Source organism: Candidatus Hydrogenedentota bacterium (genome assembly GCA_018005585.1).
Lineage (GTDB): Bacteria > Hydrogenedentota > Hydrogenedentia > Hydrogenedentales > JAGMZX01 > JAGMZX01.
Window position 1 is genome coordinate 28,349 of sequence record JAGMZX010000040.1, and the last position, 12,575, is coordinate 40,923.

General features: G+C 64.6%; 10 protein-coding genes. 4 read left to right on the plus strand and 6 right to left on the minus strand.

What is annotated here, in order from left to right:
* The first annotated feature begins 6 nt into the window (after nucleotides 1–6).
* The 3 genes from KA184_09045 (at nucleotide 7) to glnA (ending at nucleotide 3,201) form a co-directional block, all read left to right on the plus strand.
* The gene (locus tag KA184_09045; protein MBP8129715.1) at nucleotides 7–1,251 is read left to right on the plus strand and encodes an ammonium transporter; all 1,245 of its coding nucleotides are present in this window, start codon (nucleotides 7–9) and stop codon (nucleotides 1,249–1,251) included.
* Nucleotides 1,252–1,330: 79 nt separating this feature from the next.
* A complete protein-coding gene (locus KA184_09050; protein ID MBP8129716.1) occupies nucleotides 1,331–1,672 on the plus strand; it encodes a P-II family nitrogen regulator in 342 nt (113 codons plus the stop codon).
* A 104-nt stretch (nucleotides 1,673–1,776) separates the two neighbouring features.
* Nucleotides 1,777–3,201: a type I glutamate--ammonia ligase gene (gene glnA, locus KA184_09055; protein ID MBP8129717.1), complete on the plus strand. Its 1,425-nt coding sequence runs from the start codon at nucleotides 1,777–1,779 to the stop codon at nucleotides 3,199–3,201.
* A 54-nt stretch (nucleotides 3,202–3,255) separates the two neighbouring features.
* Here glnA and KA184_09060 read toward each other — a convergent pair whose 3' ends face one another.
* Nucleotides 3,256–4,281 carry an HD domain-containing protein gene (locus KA184_09060; GenBank protein MBP8129718.1) on the minus strand — a complete coding sequence of 342 codons (1,026 nt, stop codon included), beginning with the start codon at nucleotides 4,279–4,281 and terminating at the stop codon, nucleotides 3,256–3,258.
* Between the two features lie 275 nt (nucleotides 4,282–4,556).
* Here KA184_09060 and KA184_09065 point away from each other — a divergent pair, with 275 nt between their 5' ends.
* Nucleotides 4,557–5,078: an NUDIX hydrolase gene (locus tag KA184_09065; GenBank protein MBP8129719.1), complete on the plus strand. Its 522-nt coding sequence runs from the start codon at nucleotides 4,557–4,559 to the stop codon at nucleotides 5,076–5,078.
* On the opposite strand, the gene KA184_09070 is transcribed toward KA184_09065, so the two are convergent.
* From KA184_09070 to KA184_09090, 5 genes are all read right to left on the minus strand, one after another.
* On the minus strand, nucleotides 5,071–5,949 hold the full coding sequence (locus tag KA184_09070) for a sugar phosphate isomerase/epimerase (GenBank protein ID MBP8129720.1): 879 nt from the start codon (nucleotides 5,947–5,949) through the stop codon (nucleotides 5,071–5,073). The genes KA184_09065 and KA184_09070 overlap by 8 nt on opposite strands.
* 107 nt (nucleotides 5,950–6,056) lie before the next feature.
* Complete coding sequence (locus tag KA184_09075; GenBank protein MBP8129721.1) at nucleotides 6,057–7,787, minus strand: glycosyltransferase family 1 protein; 1,731 nt, start codon at nucleotides 7,785–7,787, stop codon at nucleotides 6,057–6,059.
* The gene (locus tag KA184_09080; protein MBP8129722.1) at nucleotides 7,784–8,464 is read right to left on the minus strand and encodes a methyltransferase domain-containing protein; all 681 of its coding nucleotides are present in this window, start codon (nucleotides 8,462–8,464) and stop codon (nucleotides 7,784–7,786) included. The genes KA184_09075 and KA184_09080 overlap by 4 nt, the downstream gene beginning before the upstream one ends.
* Before the next feature lie 110 nt (nucleotides 8,465–8,574).
* On the minus strand, nucleotides 8,575–10,905 hold the full coding sequence (locus tag KA184_09085; GenBank protein MBP8129723.1) for a family 14 glycosylhydrolase: 2,331 nt from the start codon (nucleotides 10,903–10,905) through the stop codon (nucleotides 8,575–8,577).
* Between the two features lie 331 nt (nucleotides 10,906–11,236).
* Nucleotides 11,237–12,575, minus strand: a 1,339-nt coding sequence (locus KA184_09090; GenBank protein ID MBP8129724.1) for a hypothetical protein, incomplete at its 5' end; no start/stop codon positions are given.

The window sequence follows — 12,575 nt, forward strand, 5'->3', positions numbered from 1 at the left end:
AACCCGATCGAAAGCGGGGACACGGCGTGGATGCTCACGGCCACGGCTCTCGTGCTGTTCATGACCATCCCCGGCTTGTCGCTGTTCTACGCGGGCCTCGTGCGCGTGCGCAACGTGCTCTCCATCCTGATGCAATGCTTCGCGATAACGGCGCTGGTCAGCGTGCTGTGGGCGCTGTACGGCTACACATTGGCCTTTGACACCGCGGGCATGGAGGAAGGCGCGTACAACTTCGGCAGTTTCATCGGCGGACCCGCGAAACTGCTGCTCATGCCCGTGACAGCCAGCGCGGCCAGGGGAACGATTCCCGAGACGGTCTTTGTTGTGTTCCAGATGACATTCGCGGTCATAACGCCGGCGCTCGTCTGCGGCGCCTACGCGGAACGCATGAGATTCTCCGCCGTACTGCTCTTCACGGCATTATGGGTGACCTTCGTGTATGTGCCGGTCTGCCACATGGCATGGGCGGGCCCCGGCGCGCTGTTCGTGAATTGGGGCGCGCTGGATTTCGCGGGCGGCACCGTCGTGCATATCAACGCGGGTGTTGCGGCGCTGGCCGCATGCTTGCTGATCGGCAGGCGCAAAGGTTACCCGGACGCGCAGATCATGCCGCACAATCTCGGTATGACCGTCGCGGGCGCAGGCATGCTCTGGGTCGGCTGGTTCGGTTTCAACGCGGGCAGTGCCATTGCCGCGAACGGTTCGGCCGGGATGGCCATGCTGGTGACGCAATTGAGCACCGCCATGGCCACCTTGACCTGGATGGGCGTGGAATGGGTGAAACACGGCAAGCCAAGCGTGCTCGGCGCGGCCACGGGCGCGGTGGCGGGGCTCGTGGCCATCACGCCCGCGTCCGGGTCGTGCGGCCCGCTGGGCGCCCTTGTCATCGGTTTTGCATCCGGAATTATCTGCTTCTGGGGCGCGACGAGCCTGAAACGCGCGGCGGGGTATGACGACGCGCTGGACGCGTTCGGGGTGCACGGCATCGGCGGCATTGTCGGCGCGCTGCTTACCGGCGTATTTGCCGCGCCTGCCTTGGGCGGACAGGGATTCGACAGGAGCATCGCGAGTATCGGCGGCCAGGTGGCCGCGCAGGGCATGACCGTCGTGTTCACGCTGGTATACGGGGGCGTGCTTTCGGCGGTCATACTGAAAGTTGTGGACCTTGCGGTTGGACTGCGCGTGAGCGGCGAAGAAGAAGAGATGGGCCTGGACCTGGCCCTGCACGGCGAAGAGGGATATCACCTGTGACGCAAACGCCCGCTTTTGCGGGGCTTTCAAGGGTGTCGCTATACTCCGTGAAGCTTAGACACCAACGGAGGATGGACCAGTGAAGAAGGTAGAAGCTGTCATAAAGCCTTTTAAACTTGAGGAGGTTAAGGAGGCTCTCGCGTCAGTGGGCGTGCAGGGCTTGACCGTCACGGAGGTAAAAGGGTTTGGCCGCCAGAAGGGCCACAAGGAGCTTTATCGCGGGGCGGAATACGTCGTCGAATTCCTGCCCAAGGTGAAGCTCGAGATTGTCGTGTCCGACGACCGTCTCGAAAGCGTGGTCAAGGCGATTGTGAAAGCCGCCTCGACCGGGCGCATCGGCGACGGGAAAATATTCGTTTCCCCGATTGAGGACGCGATCCGCATCCGCACGGGCGAGACGGGCGACATAGTGCTGAGCTAACCGTTCGTGGAAAAAGAACCGGCAACGGAGACGGTCGATCGACACTTCGCGAGCCGGCGGGATACAGCGAGGCCGAAGAAGCCTACCAGCAAGGAGCAAGGTATATGCACAAGAATCTGGCGCCTAACGATGTCATCACCATGATACGGGACAAGAAGATTCAGTTCGTCGATTTCCGTTTTATGGACTTCCCCGGCCTGCAGCAGCATCTGACGTTTCCCGCCTCGCAAATCACGGAAGAAGTATTTGAGGAAGGGCTCGGCTTCGACGGTTCGAGCATTCGCGGCTGGCAGGGCATCCACGAAAGCGACATGCTCGTGCTGCCCGATCCCCGCACCGCCACGTTGGACCCGTTCGCGGAGATTCCCACGCTGATCCTCTACTGCAACATCCTGGACCCGATCACGAAGGCGCGCTATTCGCGCGACCCGCGCAACGTGGCGCAGAAAGCCGAGGCGTACCTCGTTTCGACGGGCATCGGCGACACCGCCTTTTTCGGGCCGGAAGCGGAATTCTTCATCTTCGACGACGTGCGCTACGACCAGACGCCGTACGCCGGCTACTACCACATCGACAGCGTCGAAGGCATCTGGAATGCCGGAAGACAGGAGAGCCCGAACCTGGGGTACAAGCTTCGCTACAAGGAAGGCTATTTCCCCGTGCCGCCGTCGGACTCCCAGTTCAACCTGCGCAGCGAGATGGTAGCCACGATGATCGAATGCGGGCTCAACGTCGAGTGCCACCACCATGAAGTCGCCACCGCCGGACAGGCCGAAATCGACCTGCGTTTCGACGCGCTCACCGCGATGGCCGACAAGCTCACCCTGTACAAGTACATCATCAAGAACACCGCGCACAAGCACGGCAAGACGGCCACGTTCATGCCGAAGCCCCTGTTCTCGGACAACGGTTCGGGCATGCACACGCACGTCAGCCTCTGGAAAGGCGGCAAGCCTCTGTTCGCCGGCGACAAATACGCGGGGCTCAGCCAGGACGCCCTCTGGTTCATCGGCGGGCTGCTCAAGCACGCAAACGCGCTTGTCGCCCTGACCAACCCCACGACGAACTCGTTCAAGCGGCTGGTGCCCGGCTACGAGGCACCCGTGAACATCGCGTACAGCGCGCGAAACCGCAGCGCCTGCTGCCGCATTCCCATGTACTCCGCCAGCCCGAAGGCGAAGCGCGTCGAGTTCCGCGTGCCCGATCCCGCGTGCAACCCCTACTTCGCGTTTTCGGCCATTCTCATGGCGGGCATCGACGGTATCCAGAACAAGACCGATCCGGGCGAGCCCATGGACAAGGACCTGTACGACCTGCCGCCGGAGGAAAAGGCAAAGGTGCCGCAGGTGCCCGGCAGCCTCGCCCGCGCCCTGGAAGCCCTCGAAAAAGACCACGAATTCCTGCTGCGCGGCGACGTCTTCACCGAGGACGTGCTGCACACGTGGATCAAATACAAGCGGGAGAAGGAAGTGCTGCAAATAAACCTGCGGCCCCATCCCTACGAGTTCTACCTCTACTACGACATTTGATCAAGGCAGTGCGTGACGTCCGCGCGGGGGTCCGGCAGGCCCGGGCCCCCATTCTTATTCGTTGCCGAGCATGACGACGAAGGACTTGAAGATTTCCGCGTCAATCTCGCCGCCCATCTCGTCCTGCATCAGCCTGAGTCCCGGGAAGGAATGCATCGCTGCCTTGTATGAGCGACGCGTGGTGAGCGCGTCGAAGATGTCGCAGATGGACGCGATGCGCGCCCACAGAGAGATCTGCCCGCCGCGCAGACCGTCGGGATACCCCGTCCCGTTTATCTTCTCGTGGTGGTGGCGCGTCACATCGAGCACAAGGGGGCTCGTGACGCCCATCTCAAACAGGAGCGACTGGCCGAATTCGGGATGTCTGCGCATCTCCCGCCATTGCGCGGAAGTGAGCTTGCCGCGGCAGTTGACAACCGCCGGGTCGATCTGGCTCTTCCCGATGTCGTGCAGTAGCGCGCCTTCCCCGAACTCGCAGACTTTCGCTTCTCCGTGGCCCAGGTGCTGCGCGAGCGCGATGCTGAATAGAAACACGTTCACGCTGTGCGTGTACGTATAATAGTCGTAGGACGTCAACCGCATCAGACTGCGAATGGCGGCCCCTTCGTGGAAAAGGAACGCGGTGGTGTGGTTCACCAGCCGCTTCGCGCGCGGAAGCATAGGGCCGCTGCGCGGGGCCTGCATCAACTGCTGCATGACAAACGTGGAGGATTCGTACAACAGCGCGGCGCGGTCGTCCAGCGGAACGCCATCGTCCGCCAGGACCGCGCCCAGGTTCGCCTCAACGTACGCATGGTAGGCCTCGCTCTGTTTCTTGGAGACCAGCAATGTGGCGACACGCGCTTCATTCAGACGCGCGCGCGCTTCTTCCGTAAAAGACAGGCTGGCCGCCCGGTATAGCACGGCGGGCTTGCCGGGCATTTCGAGATACAGGTCGAAATCCGTTACGACATCGATGCGCAACGTGCTCACGGGGACGGCGAAATACGGGCCGGTGTCCGCGAGAGGAGATGGGACGGGAGAAGAACCGGGCAATTGCCGTTCCGCCGCTCCCGGTTTGTTCTGTACAGGCCTCGCCAACGGCGTACCTCCCATGCCGCCAATGACTGGGCGCACAAACACACCGCGCATTGTCCGCCCCTGTCGCGCGCACCTCACGGTCATCTATTATATGGCAATGGTCGGCGGAAAATGCAACGGCCGCGCGCAGCCGGGCCTGCGTCACGAAAGAATGCATGGGTGTCGCTTTCTTCCTATCGGGGTCTCGCGTGGACACAGCAGGGGACAGCCGCAGTCAGGAGTGCCCGCGCCTCTGTTATCATGAAGGCGGCTCAGTCGGTCGGAGACCTGAAGTGATGAAACCGTGCATAGACGCAACCTGGTATGTGCGGCCCGCGGCCGGCGTGCGTGAGCGCGTCGCCTCGGGAGGCGTGGTGGTCCGCATCGAGGGAGGCAGCCTGTTCACGGCGCTGGTGCGCGAGATTGACACGGACGGCACGATTCTCGAAGGGTACGTGCTCCCGAAGGGCGGCGTGCAGGAGGGAGAAACCATCGACGCGGCGGCGGTGCGCGAAATCGAAGAAGAAGTGGGCCTGACCGAAGTCGTCAAGCTTGCCGACCTGGCCGTGCACGAGCGGCAGGACTCGATGAAGACGTACTGGGCCGTCAATCACTACGCGTTGTATCTGACGGAGCAGGTCTCGGGCGATATCAAAGATAAAGAACATCACTTCGATTTCGGGTGGTTCCCCATCGAGTCCCCGCCGTGCATGTTCTGGCCCGACGAGCGCCGCTTGCTCGGGGAGCAGCGCGCGCGCATCTACGACGCGGTCATCGCGCACCAGAACAAGGGTCGCAGGAAGAAAGGCTTCATGTGAGCTTTTCGCAGAGCTCGCGCGTGTGCCGCACGTCGCGCTGGAGCACCGCAATGCGTTCTTCAGGCGTTTTCAGCTTGCCGACCGATTCATCCTCGATGCAGAGGTCGCCTTCGTAACCCGCATCTTTCAGCACGCGCAACACGCGCCCGTGGTCGATATCGCCTTCGTCCAGCGGGCAGACATATTGCCCGTATTCCCAGCCGGCTTCGCGCATGACCTCGCGCTGGTCCTCGGGATACCGGATATTCTTCAAGTGCGTGTGCTTCGCGTACGGCGCGAGCAGGCGCAGGATGCCATACACTTCTGAAAGCGGGTAACCGCGCCAGTAGAAATTGCCCGTGTCCAGCGTTGAGCCGATGCGTTCAGAGCCGACCCGGTGGAAAACGCTGAGCAGGAATGCGAGGCTGTTGCCCTGGAACCCGTGGTTCTCGATGGCCAGGGCGACCGTGAGCCCGCTTGTCCGCGCCAGCGCGCCGCCAAGACCGGCAGCGAAGAGGTTGACGCGCGTCTCGAAATCCAGTTCCCGTTCGCGCGACATGGCGCTGTCGATGCGGATGTTCGTCATGCCCAGAATAGACGCGATTTCGATGGCGCGGGCTATCCACGCGATATTGTCGCCCGGGTCCCCGGCGCTGAAATCGCGGGCGGTCAGCAGGCTGCACGGATGGATGCCCAGGTTGCGCAGCCGCTTGCCGTACGCCTCGGCGTCGGCGTCGTTCTCCAATCGCAAGCGGTCTTTCGAGTCGAAAGCGCGCACCTCGAAGTCGCGGGTCAGTTCAATCTCGACCGATTCCAGGTCGAGCGCCTTCAGTCCTGCCGCGGGCGTGGGAAAGTCCTCGGCCACCATGCAATCGCGAATCGAGACGTACATTGAGGTAGTGCCTCCCAGTTTTGGGTAACTGCCCCTTCCCCGCGCACGCCGGATAGTCTAAGAGGGACGCGCGCCGGGGTCAAGCAGAGCGCTCGGCCGCGTGTTCCTTACGCGAATCCGCTGGTTCCCGCGGCCAGGCCCCGAAAAAGCTCCGCCTCCGCTTGCATCCGGGGGCAGGCCTGGAATATGCGCGCCGATTCCAGCGCGCGGGCGCGCGATTCGGTCTCGCGCCCCGCCGCGCGCAAGGCCTGAACCAGGTCACGCCGGTATTCCGCGTCGAAGGCCGTATGTGGCAGCCCGGTCTCGAGCAGACGCGCGGCCTCATCCAGGCGCCCCAGGCGCGTATGCGCCGCGGCCGCCCAGCGGTATGGCGCGCCCATTCCGGCGCACAGCGCGATGCTCTGCCCCGCATAATCGAGCGCACCCGGGGCGTCGCCGCGTTCGAGCGCGCATTCGGCGAGCCGGGCCGCGGCCGCCGCGCGCAACAGTTGCGGCGCCGCCCTGCCGTGACCGAGCGCGAGCCGCCATGCGGCATAGTAGGGGTCCGAGACCTTGCCCAATACGAACGCGCCCAGCGCCGCCTGCCGCGCCTCGAGCACGCGCCCGAGGCATTCCAGTTCCGCGATGCCCGCGCCGGCCTGCCGTGCGACGATGGCAAGGTTATACCAGGGCGCCGCGTCGTGCGGGGCTGCGAGGGCGGCCTCCTGAAAGCGGTCCACGCACGCGCGCACGAGCGCCGGCCGGTCTTCCGAAGTGGAAAGCGCCGCCTCCTCGAAGAGCATGCAACCCGCGGCCATGTGATGCGCGGCCGTCGCGCCGCTTTCCATCTCCTTTGCCAGGAGCGCGGCGGCCATGGCGCGTTGCTCGAGTTCGAAGCTCGACCCGTACATGAGCACGTCGGCCAAGCCCCGCGCCGTGCCGGGCAGGTCCAGAAACGCGCGCGGCGCGCGCGGCTGGGCCGCTATCCAGTTGAACAGGTCGTCCAGCCGCCGCTCGATGGCCAGGTCCGCGATGCGTTCCTGCCCCACGCGCGCCATCGCGGCTCGGCGCGGCTCGTCCTCGAGGCAGGCGCGCAACAGCGCTTCGAGGTTTTCCGCGCGGTAGAACACGGCTTGGCCGCCGTCCGTGAGATAGTCTCGGGCTTCCAGGTTCTCCGCTTCGAGGAAGAGCAGCGCGCCGCAGGCGGGCGCCTCGAAACAGCGCAAATTCATTTCGTGGCGCACGGCGTAATTGACGGCGACCCGCGCCCGGTTGAGGCCCCGGGCATATGCCTCGGGCGGGTGGCCCTCATCGATCACTACTCGATAGTCATCGGAGAGCCGCCCGGCCATTTCGAGCACCTTCCCGCGCGCACGATGGATTGCATGATTCAGGTTCCCGAGAAACAAGATGTCGATGTCGCGCTCCATTCCCAACGGACGATGGACGAGCGTGCGGTGCGAATAGAGCGGCTGCACGAAGCGCGGCTGCGCGCCCCAGACGCGCAACGCGCGCTCCGCCATGCGGTCGCTCAGGACCACGTCGAATCGCGACAGATTGTGCTCCAGTTGTGGCTGATAGAGGTTCCAGTCGGAGATAATCGCCGCCGTCTGGATGGGACAATGTTCGATTGCGCGGGGCGGCGGATATACCTCCGGGCAGCCGCATAGCAGCAGGTCCGGCGGCCAGTCCGCGCTGATCCGCTGCACGACGTGTGCGGCTGTTTCCCCGGCGGTGAAAAAGTAGTCCGCGTCGCCGGTCATCGCGAGCAGGCGCACTTCGTGGCCGCACGCGGAACGGTACAGATTCAGATGCGCGCGGTCGCCCCACGGGGCGATGCCCATGGCGAGCACGTTCATGGCCGGCCGGGCCCGCCCGGCGGGCCGTCCGCCGGTTTCGCCTTTCCCGCAAGCGCGACAAACTGATGCGTCCGGTATAGTTGGTATTCCGTGTCGTTCAGCGGGCCGATGCGGACGCGCCCCGACGCGATATACCCGTCGGCGTTGCGCGGCACGGATTCCGGAGCGGCCAGCACGAGGCTTGAGAGCGACCGCATCTCGAACCCCGCGGCGCTGATTGTCTCGGCCAGGTCGACGCCGGTAAAGAAACGCACGTTGCGTCGCGCCAGTATCCCGGTGCTGGCATAGGTCCAGCGGCCTTCCGCCAGGAGGAACACGGTCCGGTAACACTGCACATTCGGCGCGGTGGCAACGAGCAGTCCCTCAGGCGCCAGCACGCGGCGCAACTCGCGCAGAACCGGCTCGGGGTCGCGCAGCCGCGGCAGGAAATCGGCCGCGGCAATGCACGCGAAATAGTCGTCCGTGAAAGGGAGCGCGGCGGCTTCTATTGGGGCATCACCGGGCTGCGGCGCATCGGGAAACTGGGCAACCTCAACCCCGCCGCGCGTCTGCAGCGCCCGGACCAGCGGGCCCGCGTTTTCGCCGCAAACGAGGATGTGCCGCGCGGACGGCGGCACGAACCGTTCGAGCGCCGCGGGGTCCAGTTCCTCAGCACTGAGGTCGCCTTCGGGCATCACACGCCCACCCCTGTCTGTGTTCATCTTATGGCCCCATGTTAACAGTCCGGAATCGGGTGCGCCAGTCCAAGCCAGGGCGGTTGGCGCGGCGTTCCGGCACCGCGGCACCATCACTTGACGGCAAACCGCGCGATTCCGTAACCCGGAACCTCGATGCGCGCGCCATCGGGAAGCGCGAGCACAACCGGGTCCGGGTTGTAGTTCAGCGCGAGGGTCTGCCCTCCCGCCTGCACTGAGAAGAAGACCTGTTCCGGATGTTCGATGCGCAGGACCGCCCGCGTTTCCGGGCTGAGCGTGTCGATGCCTCGCAGGCTTGTCCGGATGAATGTTTCGTAGTCTTCGAGAGGCTCCATGTCGCCTTTGAACCGCAGGAACCGGCCCTGCCCCGTGTCGCCGCCGCTCCATTTCGCGAACACGGCGCCATCGCCCTCGACCGTCTGCAGGTTTCCCCGGGGAAAGGACGGATACAGCACGACGCCCCCGCCGCGCACCCATGCGTCAACCCGGGCGAGCACATCCGTCTCTATGAATTCGCCCCAGCAGAACACGAGCACCTTGTAGCGGTCGAGGAACCCGTCGCGGATCAACAGGTCGTCCAGATAATCGACATCGACCGCGCGCCGCACCGCCGCCGCGCGCGGGTTGAAGCCCCACGCGTACAGATGGCGGAACGCGCCGTCGTCCAGCTGGTTCATCGTTTCCGGGTAATAGACCGCGACGTCGATGACCGGGTCGGCGCGCTCGTCGAGCACGGGCAGGTAGCGCAGCCACTGGTCAATGGCCATCAGGTTGTGCATCACATTCGGGTGATATGTGAACAAGTGGTCGCCGTTCGTGGTGGCCGTGTTGAAGAGGCGTCCCGCGACGCCGCGCGCGGTGTGCGAACTGGCGGGCTCGTATCCGAGCTCGATGCCGTAGAGCCGCGCGGCGGTCGCCGCCAGCCGCGTCGCATTGACGTTCTGCTCGTAGCTGTCGGTCTCGTTGGTCAGGCGGATGCCGCCGCCGGCCAGTTGCATCGATTTCGCCTGGCCGCTGTAGCTCGTTCCCGCTTCCACGAAACCCCAGCCGCCGCTGGACTGATACAACGGCGTGTTCGGCATCGCCTTGCGCGCTTCAAGCGCCCAATACTCGCACCACTCCGTCATTTCGCGCGTGTACCAGCTCAGAAAATCGGCCCGTTGCCGTTTCGACACCATTTGCACAGGAAGCATCATCCCGACCGCGTCGAAAGAGGCGAATTGCTGCCCCCATGCCGTGTTCAACTGCTCGATGACGCCGTACTGAGCCCGCAGCGTGTCGCGGAAATCGGCGCGGCCGTAGGCGTCCGCGCACCACAAACCGATGTGGATGTGCATGTCGCGCCCCTTGAGCGGCCAGTTGCCGCCCGCGGGATACTGCGATTCCCCGTAGTTGCCGGAGGGGCCCAGGCGCACGCCCAGCAGCGTGTTGCCAGGTTCGTAATGCGCGCCGAACGCCTGAAGCACCCGTTCGACGTGCCGTTTGTGAAAGGGGCTCCAGATACTCTGGATCGGGTTTGAAACACCGTGTTCCAGGCAGACAAAACCCACGTTTTCCGGCGATTCCGCGAACCAGTCCGGCAGCGCGTACGCGGAGCCCACAATCAGCAGCGGGAACCATTTCAGGCCGTACTCCGCCAGCTTGGCCACGAGCGTGTCGTAGTAGGCGAAGTCGAACGCGCCTTCCTTGTCCGGCTCGATGAGCCGCCAGCGCACATACATCTCGATACCATTGAAGCCGAGCACCTTCGCGAGCGGCGCCAGGTTGTGCAGCGCCTGCAGTTCCGCCTCCACGTCCGGCTCGTAAGCGTGCGAAGAAATCCCTGCGGTTGTCACCAGGTCCATGGGCCGTTTCAATACGGTCATCGGCCGCACGTCCCGGGGCACGGCCTCATGCGCGGCGGCCCATTGTTCTTCCGAATACGCTGGAACGACGCGCAGCGCCTTCAAATACTGCAGGCCCGTTAGGGACAAGCGGAGCGTATTTCCCTGCGAAACGCCGGTGTCGAACTGGTAACACGCTGTCCGCTCGCGCAGGGTGTTGAGGCGCGTGTACGACTCGCTGCGCGAAATGCCGAGCGCCACCCCTCCGCGCGACATTTGCGCCTCGATAACCCCCGCGCCCTTGTCAAAAAACACGATTTCGAGCACATAGGGCGTCTGAGGCGCCAGCGCCGCCGCCGGGACGTCGAAGACCCAACTCGTCTTTTCGTACGGGTTGCCGTCTTCCCGGATGCACAAGCACTGCTGTCCGTTTGTGGACGCGTCATACGCGGCAGCCGCGTTGACCAGGGTTATCCCACCGCCTTCGCCGCCTGCGGCAAAGGAAGGCAGCGCGTCCGCCGCCCCAACCGCGACCGGGTGGAATCCGGCAAGGACCGCCAGGCCCCAGACAGATAGCATCCGCCAAGTTGCTTCGTGCATTGATTTGGCAATCTCCCTTGGTCCGTACTTCGGCATGCGCCTGCGTTTCAGCGCTGCGTTGTTCCGCAAGACCCTAGCAGAAACACGCCGCCCGCGCGACCCGCCGCTTGTTGCCGCCCGCGCCTTGTATTTGCCGGGCTCGGGACGCCGCGGACAGGAGAAGCGCCCGGCACGCGGCATCCGGACTCTCAACGGTCGGCGGGTCAACGGACTGTTGTCGTGACGATGGGGAATGCGGCCGAATTGCGGGCGCCAAGGAGCATCAATGCCCTTGCACGGCACCTGTACCGTGCCCGGCCTGCGGCTTCCGTAATCGCCCATGCGTCCAGGTTCACAGCATGTAGACGAACGGGGAAACGACGCTGCTCTGTCCGGCCAGCAGGAACAGCCCGCCGAACAGCCCCGCAACCAGCGGAGTATCCGGGCTTTCCAGGACCACCTGCTGCCACGTTTCATGCTGCTCCAGCGACATCGACACATCGCCGGTTTTGGCGAGCCCCTGCGCAGCCGTTCCTGCGGGAAGCACAAGGGACAGCACATCCTGCAATTTCGCGGCATTCAGCCACAGGAACCCATGATTCGCGTGCGCGAACCGGACGGTATCGGGGACGAAGCCGTCCGCCGCCGGCACTTCCGTCGTTACGCGGTCTATAACCCCTTGAAGCGCGTCTTTCCGCGTGGCCAGAAGGAAGAGCTGGTCCGTGCTGGCCCAGAACAGGTCTATGCCGAGCCCCGGCACGTCCGATGCGCCGAAGACCTGACAGCCCTTGTACGGGGGCATGGCCACGCTCGCGCCCGACATGGAGGCCAGACCCTCGATCGCCTTGGGGCTGGGACTCTGCGCGATGAGTACCCCGATTGGGCCCGATACGAAGTCGAAATCCAGCACGGCGCAGGCGGCCTCCTCGCCAAGCACGCCATCAAGCATCGTGAAGAAACCGCTCGCCATTTGCGCCTCATGCGAATCGGGGGCGCTGGCCACGGCTGCTTCCCGCAAGAACCCGCGCAAACCCGGCGACAGGCGCAGCGCGGCAATCGCGAGTGCGTCCGCGGGCAGCATGCCCGGCAGCTTCAGCGGTTGCAGCGTCTCGGCCTGAAACGGCGCGCGCGTGTGCGCCGCCAACCGCTCGCGTCCGCCGCTACCAGCGGCGCCCACGGCGAACACAACCTCGTCGAAGAGCGCGGCGGCTTGCTTCAGGAATGGCGCTATCTCCGGGTCCGCAATGGAATCGCGGATGTTGCCGGACGCATCCGTCCACGCGCCGGGACTCATGCCCACCACGACCTCGTTATCGGGCGCGGGGAATTCCGGCGTGCCGTAACGAATCGGGGCGGGGTTCGCGAAGGCCGCCGCGCCGCGTTCCAGGGTCTCCAGCGAATCCGCGAGGACCGCGTAATCCCTGTAAAGTACGTAGGCGGCCTTGCCCCGTTCGTGGGCGCCCGCGCATTTCTCGCCGTTGATCGTTACCTCGATCGGCGCGCTGTTCGCGAACTTCAAGGCCTCCCCCAGGCGGTCGGCGGAAGCAACCGGTAACAGGGCCAAGGCTTCCCCCCCATTTTCAGGGAAGACCATGAGGCCGACGGTGCGGTTGCCGTCCAGGCCGGTTTGCGCCAGCAGGTCCGCGAACGTGCGAACGCCCGGGAGACCGATCTCCCCCGCGATCATCTCC

Coding starts and splice junctions, on each gene's coding strand:
- glnA (MBP8129717.1), top strand. CDS start 1,777: ATGCACAAGAATCTGGCGCCTAACGATGTCATCACCATGATACGGGAC.
- KA184_09070 (MBP8129720.1), bottom strand. CDS start 5,949: ATGTACGTCTCGATTCGCGATTGCATGGTGGCCGAGGACTTTCCCACG.
- KA184_09075 (MBP8129721.1), bottom strand. CDS start 7,787: ATGAACGTGCTCGCCATGGGCATCGCCCCGTGGGGCGACCGCGCGCAT.
- KA184_09065 (MBP8129719.1), top strand. CDS start 4,557: ATGAAACCGTGCATAGACGCAACCTGGTATGTGCGGCCCGCGGCCGGC.
- KA184_09085 (MBP8129723.1), bottom strand. CDS start 10,905: ATGCACGAAGCAACTTGGCGGATGCTATCTGTCTGGGGCCTGGCGGTC.